A 22,335-nucleotide genomic window follows, 5' to 3' on the forward strand; every position below is an offset into this window, starting at 1 on the left:
GTGAGTGGTGAGTGGTGAGTTGTGAGTGGTGAGTGGTGAGTGGTGAGTGGTGAGTGGTGAGTGGTGAGTGGTGAGTGGTGAGTGGTGAGTGGTGAGTGGTGAGTGGTTAATAAAATTGCCATACAATTTAGTCAAAAATTGTGGCAATCCTTTTAATCTGTTTGATCCGTGATTCACACAAAACTCTAAAAATTCGTTAATCCGATAGGCAGGTTCAGAGAGACTGTATTGTAATAGGTTTGTTACAAAAAATCCAATTTCCGCTATGTTTCCTATAAATAATGCCAATAAAACGCAATTTTCCTTAAAAATTGCGTAAAACTACGTATGCATTTTCAGTGAAATCCCTGTATGTTTTTTGTAGGTCAAACCTTATCTTTGATAGAACGTTATTGATTACCTAAGTCTACATTTAATACACCTATCGCTATGAAATTATTTTACCACTTTTTATTTTTTGTGTTTACAACACTCATATTGCTTGTCTGTGCTAATATGTTTGCTTCAGATCCTCAAAGTAAATCACAAGCAGATGAATTTCCTTCACCAGAATCCAATAATTATGAATCGAAAGATGATTCAACATTTGCAGCCAATCAGAGTGGTTCGGTTGTACTTGCCAATTTAAAAGATAATACGCTGGTATATTCAGGTTTAATGCTGCAGAGTGCAGAAGATTTTGCACGCCAAAAAACCATCTATTCGAATAACTTTCAAATAGCACTCAATTATTTCGGCACACTTAAAAAAATTAAATAAGTAGTTTAGTTAATAGTTTAATATAATTTAGTTAGGGAAACAGTTGCAAGCAGCCATTACAGAAATGTAATGGCTGTCTTGTTTTTTATGACCAGGATAAAAACCTGCGGGGATTAATATTCAAAATGCCCCAAAGTAAAAATTACTGTTAAAAGAGGGATAGCTAATAAAAAGTATGCTTTGGCTAATTGTACGTTATCGGCATTACCCAATATAAATACCCTGTACATGTCGTTTTTTATGGTGCTTAATTTCGCTTTCATTGTTCAAAAGTTTGGAGTCCGGTAAATGTGAACTGTTGTAGTTTTGACAGAAAGCGGGGAGGAGGGTTTAACCATTTATAATTTATCCTTACTCATTTCGGGGTGATAATGCAGACCAGGGGTAAGCCAGTGAAGCAAAACAACCCTTGAATATCTGAAATTAAAGGGTGATAACAATACAGCTACACTTAGTATAATGGCACAATACAACCAGGGATTGCTGCTGCCGGTTAACACATGTATGGCCACGGCAATGGTAACCATTTCGGCAACGTTTAAGGCATAGCTCACAAACATGGCTACATAAAAATAACCAGGTTCGCGTTCATAGGTTAAGCCGCAATGCGGGCAGGTTTTATTCATTACCTGTCCTTTAAAACCATACATGCTGTTAGCAAACAAATCGCCCCTGCGGCAGCGCGGGCATCTGGCATGTACTATTGCAGGCCAGGCAGCTAATTTATATTGGGTATTTTCCATGATCGTATAATTATTAATTTTTCAATATTTGTTTGCGAAATTCCTCGGGGGTAATGTTTTCTGTTTTTTTAAAAAACTTGGTGAAATACGAGTTGTCGCTGAAGTTTAGTTTAAATGCAATATCGCTGATGCTAAGCTGCGGATTGGTTAACAATCGCTTGGCTTCCAATAAGGTACGGTTACGGATCAATTCGCCGGCCGAAAGGCCCAGTAAATCTTTACAAACCGCGTTAAGGTGGTTTGGGGTGATATACAGCAATTCGGCATAATCCTTCGGTAATTTGATATTGGTATAATGCAGCTCAATTAAATTCTGATAGTTTTTGAGCAGGGTTTGGTTGTAGGTTAATTTACCCGTGATATCCTGTTTTGCGTTTAGTCTGTTGATATGGATAAACATCTGCAACATCAACAGCCTCACCATATCACTGCCCGATTGGGCCGGTTTAATGATCTCTGAGAGTATACCCTCTAATAAAGCTTTAACTATATCAAAACTATCGGCTGGCAGATTAATCACCGCATCTTTTAAACTTCCGCTGAAGAACGAAAAGTTATTCAGATAACCAGGTTGCAATACAAACGACTGGATAAATGATTCGGAAAAATTAATGATATATCCATCTGTAAAGCCATCAAAATGCCAGGAGTGTACCTGCCCGGGAATCATAAAATAAATTTGACCAGGTTTTACCTCGAAGCTTTCAAAATCGATGGTATGTGATCCGGCACCATCAGTAAACAATACAAGGTGATAAAAAGAATGCCGGTGGGGGAAAAACAGGTTTTTATGTATATTCAGGTAAGCAGCAAAACGGCTCACCAGCAGGTCATCCTGCCTTACGTCAGACAGGGAGCAAATATCATATACCGGGATGCTTTGTATCATGAATCAAAATTACATACAATGCCATAATTTTAATGGTACTATACTTATTTTGAATGGTACTATTTACTGATTTTGGGTTTTCAGCCAATTAAGCCCCCGTCCATTTCTGGATTACGTTTTCTAAACGTTCAAATGTAAATGGCTTGCTGACAAAATCTTTCATACCGGCCATGGTGCATTCGTTTTCATCTTCGCTTAATACATTGGCTGTCATGGCTATAATGGGCGGCGCACTCTTGCCGTGCTTTTTAATAATGCTCCTGGTGGCCTGCAAGCCGTCCATTTCGGGCATCTGGATATCCATGAAGATAAGGTCGTATTGCTGGCTGTCATTCATCCTGATGGCATCTAAACCGTTTTCGGCAATGTCGATATTGTAACCAACTTTTTTAAAAATCTTACTTGCTATAAGCTGGTTCATTTTGTTATCCTCGGCCAATAAGATCCGTAAGGGACGGTAATGAAAAATTTCTTTATCGGCTGGTTTTAGTTCGGCAACTACCTCTTCGCCGGTTACCTGCAGCGGCAAACTAAAAATAAACATAGACCCTTCTGCTTCTTTACTGATGACCCATATTTTACCATGCATCAATTCAACCAGCTTTTTACAAATAGAAAGACCAAGCCCGGTACCGCCATATTTGCGGAGCGCGGTGGTATTTACCTGGGTAAATGGCTTAAACAGCTGCGTTAACGATTCCTGGCTGATACCAATGCCATCATCTTTTACATGGAAGCTTATGTCCTGTACGCCGTCTTTTATTTCAGATCCTTTTACCGTTACCGTAACCGCGCCTTCATCCGTAAATTTGATGGCGTTACCTATCAGGTTAACTAAAATTTGCTGCAGGCGGCCTTCATCAACTTTAACAAATTGTGCCACATTATCATCAACTATATAGCTAAGTACAATAGGTTTATGCTGATTGGTAATTCCGGGCTGGCTAATATCAATTACAGTTTTAACACAATGCCTTATGTTGGTTGTAACAGGAGCGATGATTAATTTATCGGCCTCTATTTTAGAGATATCCAGGATATCGCTGATAATGTTGATAAGCAAATTGCCGCTTGTTTGCAGCGTTTGTAAAAGTTCCTGTTGATCGGGCAATAATGCCGACCTCGACAGTAATTGTGAAGCCCCTATGATGCCGTTAAGTGGTGTGCGTATTTCGTGGCTCATGTTGGCCAAAAAATTCGATTTGGCAAATGTAGCGGCTTCTGCCTCTTCCTTCGAAGCCTGTAATGCAATTTGCGATTTTTGAAGCTCTTCGCTTTTGTGAACAAGGTCGCGCTTATCGGCTTCGTGACTTTTTTTGATAAATCCTATCAATAAGCCCACCAGTACAATGTTTGTAACTGCCGATGATATAAGGTCAAATTGGTTTGCCGATTCGTCAGAAGCTGCCGAAATCCATTGTGGGTGCGCTTTTTCGAGCAGATAACAGGCAATAAATACACCCGAGAGGATACTTATAAAAATATAGTGGTAACGCTGTTTCACCAGCAAGGTTATCAGTACAATTAAAAAAACAGCTATTTGGGTGGTTGAGCCGTGTATGCCCCCGTTATAAAACCAGCCAGGGAAAACCACAGCTATACCCATGCCTATGAAAATATATACATGGGTTTCTTTATAGCCTTTAAAACGGCTTTGGTAATAGGTAAATGCCGAAAATAGAAATACAAAACAATTTGCCAGGATTAAACCCAGCCCAAACCCTAATAAAATGTTTATTATCAGCGATATAATATTAATCAGGCAAACGAATAAAGTAATAGCATTAAAGAGTTTATTCTCAAGAGACAAACGAGAATCGCCATAACCAATAATTTGTTTTAGCTTCTCCATTTAAGTTAAAAAATTAATTATAGGGGTTTTTACGTAAAATCCATCAAAAAGGATAGGCTAATTAAGGGAGATTTTTTGAAAAAATGCTTTTATTATTAAAATAGTAAAATGCCTGCATAAAATTGTTTAACAAGTAAATTATTATATATTACTGATTATTAGTAAGTTAACTCAATTAAAAATTTAATGTTAAAAAAGGTAGGAAGAGATTAAAAAGGCAGGCGTTGCTTAAAACATGCAGTTTAAGAAACATCAATATGAACTTGCATTGGTTAGCTTGTCAATTGCTTCATTATTTAACTGTAAAGTAGCTGCCAGGGTAAGCTCGTTCAATTGAGGTATGCTTGTGGCGCTTGCAATTGGTGCTGTAATGGTTGGCCGGGCAATTAACCAGGCTAAGGCAACAGCGGCGGGTTTGGTATTATACTGTGCCGATACTTCATCAAGAGCTTTTAAAATGCGCATGCCTCTGTCGGTTAAATATTTTTTTACCAAAGAAGGGCGATTACTGCCTTCCAGATCAGCGCCGGAGCGGTATTTACCAGTTAAAAAGCCGCTTGCTAATGAAAAATAACTGATAACACCTATATTTTGTTCTTTAATGAATGGCTCAATACTGGTCTCGTATTTTTCCCTATCAAACAGGTTATACTCGGGCTGCAGGCTCTGGTAGCTGGCCAGGCCTTTTTCACGACTTGCTTTAAATGATTCATGCAGCCTTTCAACAGAAAAATTAGATGCGCCTATTGCCCTTACTTTGCCACTATTTATTAATTGGTCAAAGGCCTCAAGCGTTTCTTCAACGGGTGTATATGGATCGTCATAGTGCGCTTGGTAAAGGTCTATATAATCGGTTTGCAGCCTTGTCAACGAATCTTCAGCTGCTTTTATAATATAATCCTTTTTAAGCCCCTTTTTACCGGCAGCAAATTCGGCGCCTACCTTGGTTGCTATAACAACTTTATTGCGCTTACCGCTTTGCTTAAGCCATTTGCCAATTTCCAATTCTGATTCGCCGCCTTTATTGCCGGGTACCCAGCGGGTGTATACATCGGCTGTATCAATGGCGTTAAAACCTGCATCTAAAAATGCATCCAATAATAAAGCTATATCGTTGCCTTTAACTGTCCATCCAAAAACATTTCCTCCCAAAACCAGGGGAGCGGTTTTTATACCCGATGTACCCAATTCGCGCTGTTCCATAATAAAATTTATTAAAAAAAACGTTTGATGATAAAAACGCTGCAGGGCGCAAGTTGTTTGTTAGTGCAATATAACAAACAATACGGCAACAAACCTACTTCAAAATGCTATCGGTAACCTTGGCTATATCGTAGCTTATCTTATTTATAAATCCCAGTTGCTCTTTCAATAAACTTTCATCTGCCGTAAGCACAGGTTTTTCAACTTCGGGTACAGAATTGGCTTTACCAATATTAAACTCAATACTTTGTCCGTGAAGTTTTTTATTAGTTTCGTTTAGTACCGCAATGTTTTTTTTAATGAGCTTTAATGCTTCGGGATGTTGCCGGTGCGTGTTTTTTAGAAGGCCGGCAGCAATGGTGGTGATATATGACGACAGAATATGGTTGAGTACAACAAATTTATGTATTTCCTTTACATTGCGCTGCTTGCTTTTGGGCTCGGATGTCATCCTTTCAAACGTTGCCGATAAATTGGCCGATTTTACATATACATCTTTGCGGGCCAGCTTATACGCTGTTGTGCCAACAATCTTGTCTGAAATACTTTCGGCAATGGTAATAAGGTAATTGATATTGGCTGTTACAACCTCGCGCAGGGTTTCCTCTATCATTTCAAATTCCCAGGTTGGGAATATAAGGTAACTGGCAACAAACGCTATAGACGAGCCAATAGCGGTATCCAATATTCGTTCCTGGGCCACATTAAGCAATCCTACGCCCAAAAATTTGAACAGGATGAGCACGTATGGCGTCATGAAAATTACACTCACAACATAGTTAAGCCGCTGAAAGCTGTAAGCACCGATCATAAAAATCATCAGGAAAATGAACTGAACGATTGTATTGGGTATAAAGCTCAATATCAGGATCCCTATAGCTCCGCCGCCGATGGTGCCTATAAGTCTTTGGTAATTACGCTGTTTGGATAGGCTGAAGCCGGGTTTTAGTATCACAATGATGGTTAGCAATACCCAATAGCTATGATGCCCCTGCGCTATGGTTTTGGCGGTAATAAAGCCCGCCAAACAAACCAGGGCCACCCTAAGCGCATGCTTAAATGCACCGGAGCCTAAAGTTAAATTATCGAAAAATATGTGGGGCGCGTAATCCTGGTGGGTTACAAACTGCGAGTATTCTATTTCGCCCTTTATTTCGGTTGATTTTTGGGCGGTTTTGGAGTTATAATAGTTGTAAATGTTATTAATGCCTTCGCTGAGGTTACGCAGGTTGATCAGGATTTTTTTTAGCACCAGGTTACTGGTTTCCTGCTGGTCTTTACCAATAGAATCTATCTTTAGCTTTAGTTTCTCCAGTTCTACATTAAAATCCATCACATGACGGTGCCTGGTGTTTGATAGCACGATATAGGCAATATCCTCCAGTTCATCGGCCATATGGTGCAAAATGCGGGCAATCTCATTTAATACCCCGGTATCTTTAAACTTTTCGCGAATGGAGCTGTAATCATAATGGGTTGCCATTATCTGCTCAAACATATCCACCAGGTCAACAAATGTTAATACCAGGATCCTGCTTGCCCCGGTTGATTCCCGTACCATCAGCCTGCTTTTAAACAACAGCTCGCGTACGGCATCCTGGTGCTGACTCACCTGTATCTGCTGCGACACCAGCTTGCGGTAATTTTCGTCGATATCGCTTTCTGTATTATAAAACTCGGCTTTGATTCGTAAAAATTTAGCTATATCGGCTACGTTTTCGCCCAGGGTTTGCTGTGCGGCACGGTAAGGGCGGATACCAAAAAATACCAGGCTGAATACCATATACCATATCCCTCCCAGCAATATGGTGGCGCTATACATCAGTACCTCTGACGGGGCAAGGGCCTTATCCATCATAAATATCATAATAAGTAATGATGAGGTACCTACTGATGCTGCACGGTTACCATAAACGGTAAACATGCTGAACAGGAACGAGAACAGGGTGATCTCTAAACCAAGGGTATAAACATTTAACCTGGCGAAGCCTGTTGTAACCGCCACCAGGAATAAGCATAAATTACCCACGGCCATAGCATTACGCTTATGTGTAAGCGGACCGGGATTATCTATGACACAAATACAAAGGGCGCCTAATGACAACGTTAGTCCAAGATCGAACTGGCCAAACTCCAGCAGCACCAGGGATGGAAGCAATATTCCCGCAGAAATACGCAAGCCATCAGAAAAATACTGACTGTAGAAGAAGCTGTTGATCTCCCGGGTATTAAATTTCATCAATTTGTATTTTTAACCGAGATAAAGCTATGATGTTTATACGGTTCATTGCAAATTTTTAGCAATGGGTATCCTCATTTCATTTAACACTTTTTTTGTACCAAAAACGGTTTCCAAATTTACAAAAATTAAATATTTTAGGCTTATTTTAATAAATATGGCATTAATAGCTAATAATTGTTATAAATTATTTACTTTTTGCTGAAATTAAATTTTAGATAATTAAATTCACCCCCGGTATTGTGCCATGCTCATTGCCCGTCAATTTTAACCTTCAATTTATTTGTGCTATGTCGTTAACCTTAAAACTCAGTCAAAGAGAAACAACTTTTAATAACGAAGTTGTAACCCGGTTTGAGTTGTATAACAGTTTATTTCAAACTCTTCCTTTTTACCAGGTAAAAGATACCGGTATTTTGTTGCCTTTTTTTAGCTCACATTGCGAAAAGGGGGCTGCAATGAACGCATCGCCTACAGATATTATTGAAACTTTTTTTAAGAAATACGTTCCCGATATTGATCATCGCGAGCAGATAAACCGAATGTTTCGGTTTATACAATATATTGAGCGCCAGGTTGTTTTATTTGATGCAATTGAAGATTCTTCTTTTAATAAAATAGGCAAGTTTGACGATACCGGTACACTGCAAAGCCTGTTGCAACAAGCGGCTGTTAGTGATGAAACCCGCAAAAACATCAGCGAAAAGTTAAAAGATTTTTCACTGAGGCTGGTACTTACCGCGCATCCTACCCAGTTTTACCCGGGCACGGTGCTTGGCATCATGACCGATCTTATTGAAGCCGTAAAGGTTAATGATATTCCAACTATTGATGTATTGCTGCAGCAATTGGGTAAAACCCCATTCTTTAACAAAACTTCGCCTACGCCGGTTGATGAGGCTATTAGCCTATCGTGGTTTTTGGAGAATATATTTTACCATGCCGTATCGGGCATACAGGCCAAGCTTGAAGATGAGTTTGATATTGATGCCAGCAATCAACTGCTTGAAATGGGCTTTTGGCCAGGTGGCGACAGGGATGGTAACCCTAACGTAACAACCGAAAGCACAAAGGCTGTTGCCTCTTATTTAAGGCTGCGCCTTTTCAGATGCTATTACCGCGATTACCGCGTGCTTAAACGCCGCATCACCTTTCGCGGGGTTGAAAAACCGATGGCCAAGCTGGAAAAACTGATCTACAAAAATGCGAATGAGCAGCATAGTGAGCCAAAAGATCTGCAACCCGAGTTGTTAGACCTGCTGCAAGCCATCAAGCAAACGTTAATAACAGATCACGATGCTCTATTTGTGGATGTTGTGGATAACCTGATCCAGAAAGTTCGTTTATTTGGCTGTTATTTTGCTACGCTGGATATCAGGCAGGATAGCCGCGTATTGCGCAGCGTATTTAATTTTGTGACTTCAAAAACTGATACCGGTGTTGCCAGAGGATATGCGGAATGGGGGGAGAACGAAAAGCTTGAAAAGTTAACTTTTAACGAGGTTGATTACCATCGCCCCCAAGATGCCGATGCCATGACCTGCGATACGCTGGATACCATCAGGCTGATGAAGCAAATTCAGCATAACAATGGCGAAAAAGCCTGCCAGCGCTTTATCATTAGCAACTGCCAGCAGGCATCGGATATTTTACAACTTATAGATTTGTTTTTATGGAGCGGATGGCAAAAAGACAGCCTGACTGTTGATTTTATGCCGCTGTTTGAGACTGTTAATGATCTTACCCGCGCCGGTGAGATCATGGAACAATTATATACACATCCATACTATGCCCAACATTTAAAAATGCGCGGCAACAGGCAAACCATTATGCTTGGTTTTTCTGACAGTACCAAGGATGGAGGCTACCTGATGGCCAACTGGAGCATTTATAAAGCTAAGGTTGAACTAACAGCCATGGCCCGTAAATATGGAGTAAGCCTGGCGTTTTTTGATGGCAGGGGAGGTCCACCGGCACGTGGCGGTGGTAAAACACATCGCTTTTATGCATCAATGGGCAACGAGATAGCCAACGAGCATATTCAGCTAACTATACAGGGGCAAACAGTAAGCTCGCAATACGGATCAATTGAAACTGCGAGGTTTAACATGGAGCAACTGGTTAACGCGGGTGTTATATCGGCATTGCACCCTAATCGTAATGATCTTTTGGATAGCAGGCATAAATCCCTGATATCGCAAATGGCCGACGAGAGCTATGGACTGTTTATGGCGCTGCGCGCACATCCTTTATTTGTAGAGTATTTGGAAAAATTTAGCCCGCTTAAATTATTGTCCCGCATTAATATCAGCAGCCGCCCCACCAAACGTGGCGTGGGTGGTCCGTTAAAACTGGAAGATTTGCGTGCTATCAGCTTTGTGACTTCATGGAGTCAGCTTAAACAAAGCATCCCCGGTTTTTATGGCGTAGGTACAGCATTGAAAAAAATGAAGGACGATGGCAACTGGCGCGAGATCCAGGAATTGTATCAAACATCGGGTTTCTTTAAAACGATGCTGGATAATTGTATGATGTCTATGTCGAAATCAGATTTCAGGGTTACGGCTTACCTCGAAAAAGATGAGACATTCGGCGATTTCTGGAAAATGCTGAAGGATGAATTTGATCTTACGCGTGTTATGCTGCTTGAGTTAACCGGCAGTACGGTATTGATGGAAGAATACCCGGTTGAGCGTCGTTCTATCGCTATCCGCGAAAAAATAGTACTGCCCCTGGTGATCATTCAGCATTATGCCCTGCAATGCCTGAACAATTGCAAGGATAACGAACTTGTTGATATTTATGATAAGCTGGTGATTCGTACGGTTTATGGTATTGTGAATGCCGGGAGGAATTTGGCGTAGGCCCCCTCTAAATCTCCCCCTGAAGGGGGAGACTTTTTAATATATAGCAGAAGAGCCATACAAAATCCCGTTGCGGAAATAAAATGCGTAGGCTCTGAAGTGGAAATTGCAAATCGGCAAAAGACTTACGAAGTTTCTAAAACTTCGTAAGTCTGGGATTCTCACGATTGCCGCGCTGCGCTTATAATGACGTAATTGTAAAGGGTTGATTGTCAATATATATGTCATTGCGAGGCACGAAGCAATCGCAGGCTGTACAGAGCGGATCTGCATAGTTCGGGATTGCTTCGTGCCTCGCAATGACGTGATTGTTGTTGGGTTTTAAAACCCCTGAGTCATTACTGTTTTTTCAGGATTTTTCTGGTGGGGCACCTCGCAATTACATAATGTATAATCCCCTTACAAAGCTGGCTGCATCCCTGTTGAAATAGCAAACCTGTTCCATGCATTAATTGTTATAATGGCCAGTATTACCTGTGCAATATAAGTTTCGGGCAACACTTTGGCCACGGCTTCATAGGTAGCGTCAGAAACGTGGTTTTGTATCAACGTAACCTCTTCTGTAAGGGTTAGTATTGCTCTTTCCTCTTCGGTAAAAAATGGTGTTTCTCTCCAGGCGTTAAGGGCATAAATGCGTTGCTCGGTTTCGCCGGCTTTGCGGGCGTCTTTGGTATGCATATCTATACAAAAAGCACAGCCATTTATCTGCGAAGCGCGAATCTTGATCAATTCGCGGTGGGTTTTACTTACGCTGCTTTTTACGATATACTGATCAAGGTTTAATAATATCTTGTAGGCTTCCGGATCTGTTTTACCGATGTTTACTCTTGTTTTCATTTTCTTGTTTGTTTTAATACCCAAAGATGGTAACAAAACATGTTTCAAAAAATGAATCAGGATTAAGAAAACACAAGTTGATTAGCTTTTTTTAGCCCGTATTTTGCTCATAAATTGCGGGGTAAACCCAAGATATGATGCCAGCATATATTGAGGTACCCGCTGCATAAAAGCCGGGAATAAACTGCTGAAATGCCTGTATCGTTCCTCGTCGCTCATGCCGTAAATATATTTAATACGGTTTTGGAACGCAGCAAAGGCCCGTTGCTGTATTATCCTGAAATAGCGCTCCAGTTTAGGTATCGTCACAAAAAGCTCTTCGAGTTTGCTTTTTGTTATGCTGGTAACTTCTGTATTTTCAATCGCCTGGATATAGTAAAAAGAGGGGCGGCCGCTTTCCAGGCCATCATAATCTGTTATCCACCAGTTTTCTATTGCAAACTGGGTTATCTGCTCATTTAGTTTTTTGTTGATGAAATACAGGCGCAAACACCCCGTGTTTATAAAGTAAAGCTCCTTGCAAACATGATCCGGCTGCAGCAGAAAAGCTTTTTTTTTAATGGTTTTTATTACTACAGCTGCATTGATCARTTGTTCATCAGCTTCTGTAAGCTCAATGAACTTCTTAATATGATCTGTAAGATTGGAGTGCATAATTGTAGATAGAATTAAGAAGCTGTTTAAATTTTATTCAATAATGTTTTATACGTTTTTGAAGCATATAACCCACCGTCATTGCTTCGTACTTACCCCTGACGTTTTTGCAATTAAAGCTTTTTGTCATGCTGAACGCAGTGAAGCATCTATTATTCGCTATGCTTCTTCGCCCTGTACAGTCTGCGAATAGATCCTTCACTGCGTTACCCATGACGTATTCGATTTTCAAGGCGTGAAGGCCTGTCAGTCTGAGTCTGTCGAAGACTCGTGCGTATAGGCCTTTGCCCACTATGCTTCGACAGGCTCAGCATGACAGCCCGTTTAGCAACTTCTTAGTTCTCGCAATAGCAATCTATTTATTTTTCAAGGTATTCTTTTAATGATCTGCCAGTAATATCGGTCCAGCCGGCAACAAAATTCTCCTTTTTGAAGGCATCTACGCGAGGGAAGGTTTCCAGGCCAGAATGGGTAAGTTTAAGGCGGGTTTGCTCCCCCTCAGAGAACAACTCCCATGTAACTTCCGAATCGCCTTCATGGCCGTCGTAACGCCAGGTATAGGCAATTTTACTGCCCTCAACAACCTGGGTTACCCTGCACAGGTGGCGATACTTTACGTTATCATCACCAGCGGTGAATTCAAACTCAAAGCCTACCTCCGGTTTAAATTCTGCCAGGTCAAAGTACCATTCCTTCATTTTGTTCTTGTCGGTAATAGCTTCCCAAACTTTGCTGATGGGGGCGTTGTAAGTACGTTCAATTTCAAAAGGTTGTGCGCTCATAATTTTTCATTTTTAGAATTTATAGTTTCTGTATTTTGTTCATTGGTAAGGAATTCATCCAATGCATCCAGTTTTTGTGTCCAGAATTTGCTGTACTGTTCGGCCCAATCAGTAACTTCTTTAAGTTGTTTTAAATCGGCCCTGCAAAAACGCTCCCGCCCTTGTTGTTTAATAACCAGCAGGCCACATTCGGTTAATATTTTGATGTGTTTAGATACAGCCGGTCTGCTGATATCAAAATTATCGGCCACGGCATTAAGGTTCATGCTTTGGTGCGCAATCAGGTTAATGATTTCGCGGCGGGTAGGGTCGGCAATGGCTTTAAAAACGTCTCGGTGCATAACATAATGGCAATATGAAACCATATGGTTACAAATATATATGAACCCTTTTGGTTACGCAATAAGGAAGTAAAAAAAGTTAAACACGTGATTATAAGAGCTAAAATCATGACGTTGCTAAAAGGGCGGGTAGCCTGTCGAAGCATAGCGGGCAAAGGCCTCTACGCACGAGTCTTCGAAGGCTCAGACTGACAGCCCTTACCTTACCTTGAAAATCTAATACGTCACGGTAGTAATCACAGCGTGTCGAGTGGAGCTCAAACACTTACTTATCCGAAGGATTCTTTTTTTTATCTAACAGCATGTTCACCATTTTAATTAAACGGTCTTCACGCGTTTTTTCCTGTTTGGCGGTTAATATCCATAATACATATTCTTTTTTATTGCTGTAGGAGAGTTGCTGAAACCAGGCGAGGGCAGCAGGTTGCTGTTCAAGAGCATATTTGATATAATCCGGGAGGGTTATGATCTTATTATCAACATCAACATAAGCACTATACTCGTTATTACGGATACCTTCATTGCGGCCTTCGGAGGTTTTAACCTGTTCTATTGGTCGAAAGCGTAACGCTGTCCAGGTTTCATTCACAGCAGCAGAAGCAACGGGGCGTAGGCCGTATACCGTTGGTTCATCCCAACTGCTCATCATCTCCAGGTCGGATTTTATGCCTGAACTTTTTTTAGGGTAGATGATCCAAAAAGTAGTGTTATCTTTTAATAAAGAAACAATTACTTTAAGCTCGGTTGTTAGCTCTGCTCTATTAGTAACAAATAACAGGATACCGTTGAAATCGCCAACAGTATTAAATGCCACCTGGGCGCCATCGGGCAGGGGCGTTAAGCTGTCCAAAAAATTAACAGGGGCGTTATGGAGCAGCCAGCGTGATTCGGGTTTTATTTGTAGTTTTTTAGCTAAGGCGTTCATCGGTTTATTTTAATGGCGATAGCTAATTTAGGAAATATGTTTTGCATATGTAATTACAAGTGATAACATTCGAAGACGCCGGGGTAAATTGAACTAATAAGTTTAACCCGATAATGTTATTGGGGGCTTCAGTGAGGGCTTCGCGGTTTTAAAACTTTGTAAGTAGTTGATCACATGCAAACTACCAACTACTTCACCACCAACTTTGCAAAAAAATCCCAAAGTACAATGCCTGCAGAAACTACAATGTTGAATGAATGTTTAGTACCAAACTGGGGGATCTCTATACAGGCATCTATGTTTTGCATCACTTCGTCGCTTACACCGTTTACTTCGTTGCCAAATATAAGTGCGTATTTTTTTGCAGTATCAGGGATGAATTCATTGAGCATCGTACTGTTTTCGGCCTGCTCCACGGCGATGATCTGGTAACCATCGCGGCGCAGTTGTTCAACGGCCTGCAATGGGGTTTCATAATAGATCCAGTTTACAGATTGGGTGGCGCCAAGCGCGGTTTTCTCAATTTCACGATGGGGAGGTTGAGCGGTGATACCGCAAAGGCAGATTTGCGTTACGGCAAATCCATCCGAAGTGCGAAAGATAGAGCCAATATTGTGCATACTGCGTACATTATCCAGCACTACGGTAACCGGCAGCTTATCCTGCTGTTTAAACTCATCAACCGAAGCACGGTTCAGCTCATCTAACTTTAATTTGCGCATATAATTTGTCCATGGTCTGTAATCCACAAACCACGGACAAAAGTATTAAAAAGTGCTTAACTAACCACTGCGTTTAACAAGCCTACGCCGTTACCAATCAGCGAGCTGTAAACAGATGGCGCGTAACCTATTTTATTGGTATAATATTCGGTAACGCCTTTGCTGTAATCTTCAAATGCATCACCTTTTACCAAAGCTATGGCACAGCCGCCAAAACCGGCACCTGTCATACGGGCGCCAGCAACGTTGGGATTGGTTTTACTGTATTCGGCCACAGTATCAAGTTCGATTCCACTTACTTCGTACAAATCACGCAGCGAATCATGAGATGCATACATGAGTTTGCCAAACGCAGCTAAATCATTATTGGCCAAAGCCCTGGCAGCAAGTTTTACCCGATCGTTCTCTTCAATAACGTGTTTGGCTCGCTTAAGCACAACAGCGTCAGTAATCAGATGTTGGTATTTTTTTAGCGTTTCTGCATCAATATCGCACAAGTGGTTGATATTCAGTTCCTGCTGAAGGGCGGTTAAGGCCGTCTTACATTCTTCTACGCGTTCATTATATTTTGATTCTGCCAGTTTACGGGGTTTGTTGGTGTTGATAATAGCCAACACGTAATCGCCCAGGTTGCTGTCAACAGCCTCATAATCCAGTGTGTCGCAGTTAAGCATCAGCGCTTTGTTCTTTTCGCCAAAGGCAACAGCAAACTGGTCCATAATGCCGCAGTTTACGCCAATGAAGTTGTTTTCTACTGATTTGGAAAGTTTCACCAGGTCAAGCTTGCTGTAGCCGCTGCTGAAAATATCATTCAGCGCAAAAGAGGTGACTACTTCTATAGATGCAGAAGATGACAGGCCCGAGCCGATAGGGATATCGCCATAAAACAGCATATCCAAACCTTTAAGCTCATGGCCTTCTTTTACAAAACTATTGATAACGCCAATAGGGAAGTTATACCAGTGTTCGCCTTTTTTTACATAGGATTTCTGCAAAGGGACATCCTGTTTGTCTGAAAAATTTAAACTCCTGAAACGGAAAATGCCATCGTCATTAGGTGACGTTAGCAGGTATGTGCCAAAAGTAATTGCGCACGGCATAACCAGGCCGCCGTTGTAGTCAATATGTTCGCCAATAAGGTTTACGCGCCCTGGCGAAAAGTATGCGTTGTCGGCTTCTTTGTTAAAAATCTTATTAAATTCCTGGTGCAAAGTGTTCTTCATTATTCAGGTTAGTTTATTGGAAAACAAATATTGTAAAAATTGTCAACTTTACAGTTATAAATATAAATTAATTTGAAAAAAATGTCCAATTAGAGGATATGTCGTAAAATTTTGTCTGCATTTTTAATTTTATAGCTTTACAGCGACCAAAACAGGCAGAAACCTGCCCGACAGGTTAGCTAATTAATTACCAAATTTTAACCCCATGAAACAATACCTGGTTACCGGATATGACTATACCGACGAAGGCGCGCTGCAACGCCGCATGAATGTACGCCCGCATCACCTTGATGGTGCCAAAGCTCTTAAAGCAAGTGGAAATTATGTTTTGGGCGGCGCTATATTAAATGATGAAGGCAATATGATAGGCTCGGTGATGATACTGCAATTTGAAACCGAAGAGGAGCTTGATGCCTGGAAACAAAACGAGCCTTACATCACTCAAAAGATATGGGAATCTGTTGATGTAAAGCCATATAAAGTAGCGGCCGTTTAGTTTGCAGTAGAGCGGCGTGCATCAGACATGGCGTTATAAGTTCCCCTCTAAATCTCCTCCGGTAGGGGAGACTTTTTGATCTTCCGGAGTTTTTTTAAAGCCCTCCCTTTCGGGGAGGCTGGTTGGGCTCGTGTGACATTTCGAAGTTGCTACCTCCCCAGTTTCCATCTTTTCATTTGCCAGTAGCCATCACTGTCTTTTGCGTAAAAAGCGGTGTAGCCGATTCCCATCATATTAAAATCAAACGAGAATTCATTTACAGAAGGATCATCGGGTAAAAAGTTTGGTAATACGCTGTCGGCAACTAAGGCTATATGTTCGCCCAGCTCATCTTTTTCTGCCTTTGATACTTTAATCCCGATATTTTTAATGTATTCATTAAAGTTAGCAAACCTGTAATCGGGTTGGATAGATGATTCATCTTTAAGCTTACGGGCGGCGTTAAAAGTTTCTTCCAGGCTTTGTTGTTTGTAGGCTTCCATAGCCTTGAGAAGGTCGGCTGCAGATATTTCGGGCATGCCATCTGAACCGGCGGTGTAAAAGCTGTTTAGTATTTCTTCTTTGGTTTTCATGTTCATTACGTCGCTTTCAACTAAAACAAAAGGATGCCATAAACATAATGACATCCTTTTGTTTTTTTCTGCTTAAAAAGAAGTTTTTTATACTTCGCCCAGCGTGTTCAATATATCTATATCATCCTCTGATAATTGGATATCGGCAGTTTTCATATTTTCTTCCAGGTGTTCAACGCTTGATGTGCCCGGAATTAACAAAATATTTGGCGAATGGTGCAACAACCAGCTTAATGCAACCTGGTGAATGGTGGCGTTATGCTTATCGGCTATACGTTTCAATACTTCTTCGCCCTGTACGTTACCGCCGCCAAGTGGAAACCATGGGATAAAGGCTATATTATGGTCGCGGGTATATTCCAGTTCGGCCTCCCATTTACGGTTATCAACGCTGTACATATTTTGTACCGATACTACCTCGAAAAACTCCTGTGCTTTTTTTATTTCATCTATACTAACTTCGGATAGGCCGATGTGTTTGATCTTGCCTTCCTGTTGTGCTTTTTGTAAAAACGCAAACGATTTTTCGGCCGGTACTTTTGGGTCGATACGATGTAACTGGTAAAGATCGATTCTTGGTAATTTTAAACGTTTCAGGCTGCCTTCCAGTGCCTGCATTAAATGCTGGGGTGATGAATCAATAGGCCATTCGTCGGGGCCGGTACGTAGCAAGCCGCCTTTAGTGCCAATAACCAATTTATCGGGGTAGGGTGCAAGGGCCTGGGCAATTAACTCTTCAGATATGTTAGGGCCGTAGCTATCGGCCGTATCAATAAAATTTACGCCCAGTTCAACCGCACGTTTTAATACGCGGATACATTCAAATTTATCGGCCGGAGGGCCCCAAATGCCTTTACCGGTAATGCGCATGGCGCCATAGCCCAGGCGGTTTATAGTGAAATCGCCGCCTAAACTAAAAGTTTTTTCAAATGAACTTGTTGTAGTAGCCATAATGTTGGTGTTGGTTATAAATTCAACTCCAATATGACCGTATTGTTTAAGCAAAATACAACATAATTCATTATAAGTATCAGGTAGTTAGTATCAAGTATCAAAATCTTGAGGCCATACCGGTACCTGATACTAACTACTTGCTGCTAAAAAGCTATCTTTCCGCTAAAAAACAAATCCAAATGACCGATCAAAATTTTGCCAATCACAGGCGTCATGTAACAGGCTATCATTATGTGCTAAATGTTTTCATTTTAGCGGGATTTATATTAGCAATAATAAATGTAGTAAAGCAATGGCAAACCAACGGGCAGATTACTGCAGTGTTGCTATTGCTTGTTTTTGTTTGCTTCTTTTTTATATTCTGGTTTATGCGTGCATTCCCCTTGAAAGCGCAGGACAGAGCCATACGCGCCGAAGAAAGCCTGAGATATTTTATACTTACCCGCCAACCCTTAAGCCGCCAGCTTACAATTGGCCAGATAGCTGCCTTACGTTTTGCACCTGATGAAGAAATGGTACAGCTTGTTGAAAAAACATTAACCGAAAACCTTAAACCTAACGATATTAAAAAAGCTATCCAAAAGTGGAAGGCCGACCATCACCGGGTATAGTGAATTGTTAAGGTTGTGATTTAATTAATTCTGTATTAGTTAATTACGCCAATTATGGAAGTAAATTAAGACTTGGTTGATTTTTTACCACCTACCTCCATGCTCCCAAAATAGCTCCCATCAGCGTTAACGATACCAGGCTGTAACCGCCATTAATAAATATCAACCGCCAGCTTTTTAGCTCGAACAGGCTCATGATGGCAATGGCGCTAAATGTCCAGATGCCGGCCAGGAAACCTGCAGCTGTACCCCAGGCTAAGTCGGTTTTGGCATCAGCTAAAAACGCGGCAAGGTTTGCAGCCATAATTAAGGAGAACAAGGCCGTCATCCCGAATGATCGTAATTTGCTGGCTGCTTTTAATTCATCAACGTTGAGTTTATTATCGGCTACCCAGGCGTTGGCAAACAGCGCAGGCGAATACCAGATACCGCCAACTAAAAACGAAGACAGGGCAGCTACTATAACCGCCAGCCAATTAATTAATGAAGGATCCATGATGATAAGTTTATGTATTTAATAAAATTAAACTTTTTTTACGATAAAAGAGGAAAGGATGTTCCGAGAAGACTTTCGGACAAAGGACTTTCAGACAAAGGATTTTCGGACAAAAGAATAAAAGATATTTGGATAAAGGATGAAAAGAAAAAGGACAAAGGATCTGTTCCTTTGTCCTTCCGTCCTTAATCCCTTGTCCGAACGTCCAAAAACTTACTTCACATTAAAGCGTACTACCTGCCTGCCTAAGTTGCCATCGCCGTCAATGCCTTCAATTATGGCACGGTATGAGCCGCGTGCATCGCTGTTGTAAAAGCTAAAGGTTGTCACACCGTTTTTATCGGTAATGATCTTAGGGTTCCAGTAAATGGTGTTACGCAGATCGAGACCTATAACACTGCTTTTGCCTACCTCATATTTAGGTACATAAAAATCTTTTGCTTTGCTATAACCTTGTACGGCAAAAGTAATTACGTTTTGCTTTGGTATAAGCGCCATCAGCTGCGAAAGGGAGATCTTTTGTTTTTTAACTATTTTTTTATTAATAACCAGTACACCATTTGTATTGGTCAGGCGGTTAATTCCACTTAAACCATCTTTCATAAATATCTCTACCGATTCAACCTCGTCGCCGGTAATGGTAGATAAAAAGCTAACCTCAACAGGCATACTGCCTACATAAATTTGTACCGGCAGCTTTTTACCCTGGTTATAATCGCGGGTTACATAAAAGTTATTATCAACATATGTTAAACCCAGGGCCATTGTGCTTAAGCAGTTGATCAAAATAGGGCATCCTTTAAGCTGATCGGAATTTATTTCGTGATCAGCCTGCGGACTTAAACCCGAAAAGGTGCCATAATCACTATGGCTTGCTTTTTTAACAACGGTTTTGGCCTTTATTACTACCTCTTTAAGCACCCTTGAACTTTGGTATTGTTTACGGCTGTTTTCAAGATAAGGGCGTATAACACTGTCGATATTTACTATTTCATCGGCTACGTTGTTGTTTTTGCTGATCTTCTGATAAATTTCACCGTTTACATTGATCACCATGTTTTTACTGTTTACGTTATTACGGGCGCTCAGGGTAATCTTTGAAGTATCTCTCACAGCCACATCCGCGAATTTAAAATTACCCGACATGTCTGTTAGCGTTTCGGCCGAGAAATTATTATCAGGAACAAGCAGCCTGATACTGCCTTTACTTACAGGCAAACCTGTATTGGTACGCAATATGCCCGATACTTCAATGCCCTGCTCGGGAGCCACATAAATTGGCGGGTTTTTATCGGCCAGGATATCCTCAAAGCTAAAACGACTGTAGCCCTGGGTAAGCATCAGGATATCAAGGTTATCCAGCTTTTCCTGGTCGGGTTTGTTAAAGTAGTAGTTGGGTTTTTCTATGTAGCCTTTCAGGTCTGATGTTAAGAGTATGTTGCTTAAAATGGTTTGCTCATTGTTTTCATCTGATGGTATGGTAGCATCATCCAAAACTGCAACCGAAAAACTGCCTATAACAGGAGCGGTTTTGTTAAGTGCCGTTACCGACATTTTTACATTTTGCCTTACGGTATAGGATGGTTTATCGGTTTTTAAAGTAAGACTTAACTGATCATTATGCTGAATGAAAACTACGCGCTGACACAAAGCATAGCCGCCTGATGAAAAAAGCGTTACCTGCAAAATACCCGTAGGGAACTTTTTTTTGGGAATATTGGCCGAGTAGCTGAGGTTTTGCAGCACGGTTGAAGCAGCATAATAAATAATGCCGCCGCTTTGCGCTACCAGGTAAAAGCTTTTGTTTTGCTTACGCTGTAAAAATACATCATTGGCCGATATTTTAACAGACAGGTTTTCAGGGTCGTTATTATAAACAGCCAGGCTTATACCCATATTTTGCACCCGGGGCAGTTTATAAGTAGCCGTTGAGCCGTTTGGGAAGGTAACGTTTGCCGTATAGATCTTACCACTTTCGGGTGTTATGCCAAATACGCCCATACCCAAATGACTTGATGTAAATGTGGCAACTTCGGCACCTTTATCATCAGTAATATTTCCCTTAACATCTGCACCCAAACCTTTTGCGTTTATGGCCTTAAATGCAATTTTTGTACGTATGCCGTTGGTTAACTGCCCGCTTTCGGGAAAAAACTGTACATCAAAATTAGTAATGGAGCCATTTAGCGGGAAAGTGTTGGTAACAAACTGGCGGTCGCCCATATCAATAGCTGTTACTAATGATCCGGATGTAATAGTTTCTGCATTATTTTCTGGTATCTCTACCAAAAGGTTGCCATTGGCATCTGTTGTGCCCCGGCCTTTGCTTACGGCATCGCCGTTGCGTACCAATTGCCAGTTTACTTTTTTATCGGTATAGGGTACGCTCGATGGATTTTTATAGAGGATGTTTGCATTAAGCTTTATAAGCCCCCCTCTTTTGCCCGAACTTTTGAAGGATATATAGGTGTTTACCTTGTTATCAATAGCATTACCTACATTTATGGTACGGTCATAAAAATAATCCGGATCAAAATTGCGCATCCAGTTTGTATAGGCCCTTATCCTATAGGCGCCCGGCTTAAATGTTTCGCCGTCGAGCGTTATATTTCCGTTGGCAAAGCCGCTTTTGAGCCGCAGCCTAAGACCCGCCAATACCGAATCCTGGCTATTAAGCAGGTCGACATACACAATACCGCTAAGTGCCGATGGCTGATGCTTTTCAACAGTAACATAAGCCTTAAGCCAAATAGTATCGCCGGCTGCATAGTAAGGTTTATCTAAATGAAGGTAAACCTTTTCGATAGGGAATGCTGCCGAATATTTGGAGGTTTTTTCGATAATGGTGTTAATGGGGATGCTATCCTGCTGAGCCAGTGCGGCTAAACTAAAAGATAATAACAGGGATACTACGAGTAAAAATTTTCTTGATATCATTAATATAATATAAAGCGGCTAACAGGGGCTAATATAAACATTTAGGGTTGTTGCATATCGGGCACACCTATGATTTAACATTTTTTTACAACCCGGCAGAATTTTGAACGAAGTTTTATAGTTTAAATTACATTCAATTGGTAGGTAAAATTGCCTAATAACATACTTGCAGCGCGAAAGTTAAGGGCAATTATATGCACAGGTTTTATAATAACATAATTGTTACTTTTTATGCC

General features: G+C 41.0%; 21 protein-coding genes. 4 read left to right on the top strand and 17 right to left on the bottom strand.

Annotated features, from left to right (window positions below; all coding sequences use genetic code 11):
* The first annotated feature begins 429 nt into the window (after nt 1–429).
* Nucleotides 430–759 carry a hypothetical protein gene (locus AC1DO4_RS12765; protein ID WP_477416318.1) on the top strand — a complete coding sequence of 110 codons (330 nt, stop codon included), beginning with the start codon at nt 430–432 and terminating at the stop codon, nt 757–759.
* Between the two features lie 113 nt (nt 760–872).
* Here AC1DO4_RS12765 and AC1DO4_RS12770 read toward each other — a convergent pair whose 3' ends face one another.
* From AC1DO4_RS12770 to AC1DO4_RS12795, 6 genes are all read right to left on the bottom strand, one after another.
* The gene (locus AC1DO4_RS12770; RefSeq protein ID WP_477416319.1) at nt 873–1,022 is read right to left on the bottom strand and encodes a hypothetical protein; all 150 of its coding nucleotides are present in this window, start codon (nt 1,020–1,022) and stop codon (nt 873–875) included.
* A gap of 75 nt (nt 1,023–1,097) precedes the next feature.
* Nucleotides 1,098–1,502: a DUF983 domain-containing protein gene (locus AC1DO4_RS12775; protein ID WP_477416321.1), complete on the bottom strand. Its 405-nt coding sequence runs from the start codon at nt 1,500–1,502 to the stop codon at nt 1,098–1,100.
* A 13-nt stretch (nt 1,503–1,515) separates the two neighbouring features.
* Nucleotides 1,516–2,391, bottom strand: coding sequence for an AraC family transcriptional regulator (locus AC1DO4_RS12780; protein ID WP_477416323.1), 876 nt, complete (start codon nt 2,389–2,391; stop codon nt 1,516–1,518).
* Between the two features lie 88 nt (nt 2,392–2,479).
* Nucleotides 2,480–4,243, bottom strand: a complete 1,764-nt coding sequence (locus AC1DO4_RS12785) for an ATP-binding protein (RefSeq protein WP_477416325.1) — start codon at nt 4,241–4,243, stop codon at nt 2,480–2,482.
* Between the two features lie 252 nt (nt 4,244–4,495).
* Complete coding sequence (locus AC1DO4_RS12790) at nt 4,496–5,446, bottom strand: aldo/keto reductase (protein WP_477416327.1); 951 nt, start codon at nt 5,444–5,446, stop codon at nt 4,496–4,498.
* A 94-nt stretch (nt 5,447–5,540) separates the two neighbouring features.
* Nucleotides 5,541–7,685 carry an FUSC family membrane protein gene (locus AC1DO4_RS12795; protein ID WP_477416329.1) on the bottom strand — a complete coding sequence of 715 codons (2,145 nt, stop codon included), beginning with the start codon at nt 7,683–7,685 and terminating at the stop codon, nt 5,541–5,543.
* A 290-nt stretch (nt 7,686–7,975) separates the two neighbouring features.
* On the opposite strand from AC1DO4_RS12795, the gene AC1DO4_RS12800 reads away from it, so the two are divergent.
* Complete coding sequence (locus AC1DO4_RS12800; protein WP_477416331.1) at nt 7,976–10,549, top strand: phosphoenolpyruvate carboxylase; 2,574 nt, start codon at nt 7,976–7,978, stop codon at nt 10,547–10,549.
* Between the two features lie 399 nt (nt 10,550–10,948).
* Here the strand turns inward: AC1DO4_RS12800 and AC1DO4_RS12805 are convergent, their stop codons facing one another.
* From AC1DO4_RS12805 to AC1DO4_RS12835, 7 genes are all read right to left on the bottom strand, one after another.
* Nucleotides 10,949–11,386, bottom strand: coding sequence for a carboxymuconolactone decarboxylase family protein (locus tag AC1DO4_RS12805; protein ID WP_477416333.1), 438 nt, complete (start codon nt 11,384–11,386; stop codon nt 10,949–10,951).
* A gap of 81 nt (nt 11,387–11,467) precedes the next feature.
* Nucleotides 11,468–12,040, bottom strand: coding sequence for a Crp/Fnr family transcriptional regulator (locus AC1DO4_RS12810; protein ID WP_477416335.1), 573 nt, complete (start codon nt 12,038–12,040; stop codon nt 11,468–11,470).
* Nucleotides 12,041–12,399: 359 nt separating this feature from the next.
* Complete coding sequence (locus tag AC1DO4_RS12815; RefSeq protein ID WP_477416337.1) at nt 12,400–12,822, bottom strand: SRPBCC family protein; 423 nt, start codon at nt 12,820–12,822, stop codon at nt 12,400–12,402.
* The gene (locus tag AC1DO4_RS12820) at nt 12,819–13,163 is read right to left on the bottom strand and encodes an ArsR/SmtB family transcription factor (RefSeq protein ID WP_477416339.1); all 345 of its coding nucleotides are present in this window, start codon (nt 13,161–13,163) and stop codon (nt 12,819–12,821) included. Before AC1DO4_RS12820 ends, AC1DO4_RS12815 begins: the two co-directional genes overlap by 4 nt.
* 265 nt (nt 13,164–13,428) lie before the next feature.
* Complete coding sequence (locus tag AC1DO4_RS12825) at nt 13,429–14,088, bottom strand: YdeI/OmpD-associated family protein (RefSeq protein ID WP_477416341.1); 660 nt, start codon at nt 14,086–14,088, stop codon at nt 13,429–13,431.
* A 188-nt stretch (nt 14,089–14,276) separates the two neighbouring features.
* Nucleotides 14,277–14,810, bottom strand: coding sequence for an RNA methyltransferase (locus AC1DO4_RS12830; RefSeq protein WP_477416343.1), 534 nt, complete (start codon nt 14,808–14,810; stop codon nt 14,277–14,279).
* A 56-nt stretch (nt 14,811–14,866) separates the two neighbouring features.
* On the bottom strand, nt 14,867–16,033 hold the full coding sequence (locus AC1DO4_RS12835) for a galactokinase (RefSeq protein WP_477416345.1): 1,167 nt from the start codon (nt 16,031–16,033) through the stop codon (nt 14,867–14,869).
* Between the two features lie 205 nt (nt 16,034–16,238).
* Here AC1DO4_RS12835 and AC1DO4_RS12840 point away from each other — a divergent pair, with 205 nt between their 5' ends.
* Nucleotides 16,239–16,529 carry a YciI family protein gene (locus AC1DO4_RS12840; protein ID WP_477416347.1) on the top strand — a complete coding sequence of 97 codons (291 nt, stop codon included), beginning with the start codon at nt 16,239–16,241 and terminating at the stop codon, nt 16,527–16,529.
* A 149-nt stretch (nt 16,530–16,678) separates the two neighbouring features.
* Here AC1DO4_RS12840 and AC1DO4_RS12845 read toward each other — a convergent pair whose 3' ends face one another.
* Nucleotides 16,679–17,155: a hypothetical protein gene (locus tag AC1DO4_RS12845; protein ID WP_477416349.1), complete on the bottom strand. Its 477-nt coding sequence runs from the start codon at nt 17,153–17,155 to the stop codon at nt 16,679–16,681.
* A 33-nt stretch (nt 17,156–17,188) separates the two neighbouring features.
* The gene (locus AC1DO4_RS12850; RefSeq protein WP_477416351.1) at nt 17,189–18,052 is read right to left on the bottom strand and encodes an aldo/keto reductase; all 864 of its coding nucleotides are present in this window, start codon (nt 18,050–18,052) and stop codon (nt 17,189–17,191) included.
* Nucleotides 18,053–18,234: 182 nt separating this feature from the next.
* Here AC1DO4_RS12850 and AC1DO4_RS12855 point away from each other — a divergent pair, with 182 nt between their 5' ends.
* A complete protein-coding gene (locus AC1DO4_RS12855; RefSeq protein WP_477416353.1) occupies nt 18,235–18,666 on the top strand; it encodes a DUF6526 family protein in 432 nt (143 codons plus the stop codon).
* A gap of 91 nt (nt 18,667–18,757) precedes the next feature.
* On the opposite strand, the gene AC1DO4_RS12860 is transcribed toward AC1DO4_RS12855, so the two are convergent.
* Nucleotides 18,758–19,162 carry a DUF1761 domain-containing protein gene (locus AC1DO4_RS12860; RefSeq protein WP_477416355.1) on the bottom strand — a complete coding sequence of 135 codons (405 nt, stop codon included), beginning with the start codon at nt 19,160–19,162 and terminating at the stop codon, nt 18,758–18,760.
* 213 nt (nt 19,163–19,375) lie between these two features.
* Nucleotides 19,376–22,099 carry a carboxypeptidase regulatory-like domain-containing protein gene (locus AC1DO4_RS12865; RefSeq protein ID WP_477416357.1) on the bottom strand — a complete coding sequence of 908 codons (2,724 nt, stop codon included), beginning with the start codon at nt 22,097–22,099 and terminating at the stop codon, nt 19,376–19,378.
* Nucleotides 22,100–22,335: the final 236 nt, after the last annotated feature.

This window comes from Mucilaginibacter sp. P5_A6, assembly GCF_056400585.1.

Bases quoted from the DNA above. Each gene is read 5' to 3' on its own strand.
- AC1DO4_RS12765 (WP_477416318.1), top strand. From the start codon at position 430: ATGAAATTATTTTACCACTTTTTATTTTTTGTGTTTACAACACTCATA.
- AC1DO4_RS12770 (WP_477416319.1), bottom strand. From the start codon at position 1,022: ATGAAAGCGAAATTAAGCACCATAAAAAACGACATGTACAGGGTATTT.
- AC1DO4_RS12775 (WP_477416321.1), bottom strand. From the start codon at position 1,502: ATGGAAAATACCCAATATAAATTAGCTGCCTGGCCTGCAATAGTACAT.
- AC1DO4_RS12780 (WP_477416323.1), bottom strand. From the start codon at position 2,391: ATGATACAAAGCATCCCGGTATATGATATTTGCTCCCTGTCTGACGTA.
- AC1DO4_RS12785 (WP_477416325.1), bottom strand. From the start codon at position 4,243: ATGGAGAAGCTAAAACAAATTATTGGTTATGGCGATTCTCGTTTGTCT.
- AC1DO4_RS12790 (WP_477416327.1), bottom strand. From the start codon at position 5,446: ATGGAACAGCGCGAATTGGGTACATCGGGTATAAAAACCGCTCCCCTG.
- AC1DO4_RS12795 (WP_477416329.1), bottom strand. From the start codon at position 7,685: ATGAAATTTAATACCCGGGAGATCAACAGCTTCTTCTACAGTCAGTAT.
- AC1DO4_RS12800 (WP_477416331.1), top strand. From the start codon at position 7,976: ATGTCGTTAACCTTAAAACTCAGTCAAAGAGAAACAACTTTTAATAAC.
- AC1DO4_RS12805 (WP_477416333.1), bottom strand. From the start codon at position 11,386: ATGAAAACAAGAGTAAACATCGGTAAAACAGATCCGGAAGCCTACAAG.
- AC1DO4_RS12815 (WP_477416337.1), bottom strand. From the start codon at position 12,822: ATGAGCGCACAACCTTTTGAAATTGAACGTACTTACAACGCCCCCATC.
- AC1DO4_RS12820 (WP_477416339.1), bottom strand. From the start codon at position 13,163: ATGCACCGAGACGTTTTTAAAGCCATTGCCGACCCTACCCGCCGCGAA.
- AC1DO4_RS12825 (WP_477416341.1), bottom strand. From the start codon at position 14,088: ATGAACGCCTTAGCTAAAAAACTACAAATAAAACCCGAATCACGCTGG.
- AC1DO4_RS12830 (WP_477416343.1), bottom strand. From the start codon at position 14,810: ATGCGCAAATTAAAGTTAGATGAGCTGAACCGTGCTTCGGTTGATGAG.
- AC1DO4_RS12835 (WP_477416345.1), bottom strand. From the start codon at position 16,033: ATGAAGAACACTTTGCACCAGGAATTTAATAAGATTTTTAACAAAGAA.
- AC1DO4_RS12840 (WP_477416347.1), top strand. From the start codon at position 16,239: ATGAAACAATACCTGGTTACCGGATATGACTATACCGACGAAGGCGCG.
- AC1DO4_RS12845 (WP_477416349.1), bottom strand. From the start codon at position 17,155: ATGTCATTATGTTTATGGCATCCTTTTGTTTTAGTTGAAAGCGACGTA.
- AC1DO4_RS12850 (WP_477416351.1), bottom strand. From the start codon at position 18,052: ATGGCTACTACAACAAGTTCATTTGAAAAAACTTTTAGTTTAGGCGGC.
- AC1DO4_RS12855 (WP_477416353.1), top strand. From the start codon at position 18,235: ATGACCGATCAAAATTTTGCCAATCACAGGCGTCATGTAACAGGCTAT.
- AC1DO4_RS12860 (WP_477416355.1), bottom strand. From the start codon at position 19,162: ATGGATCCTTCATTAATTAATTGGCTGGCGGTTATAGTAGCTGCCCTG.
- AC1DO4_RS12865 (WP_477416357.1), bottom strand. From the start codon at position 22,099: ATGATATCAAGAAAATTTTTACTCGTAGTATCCCTGTTATTATCTTTT.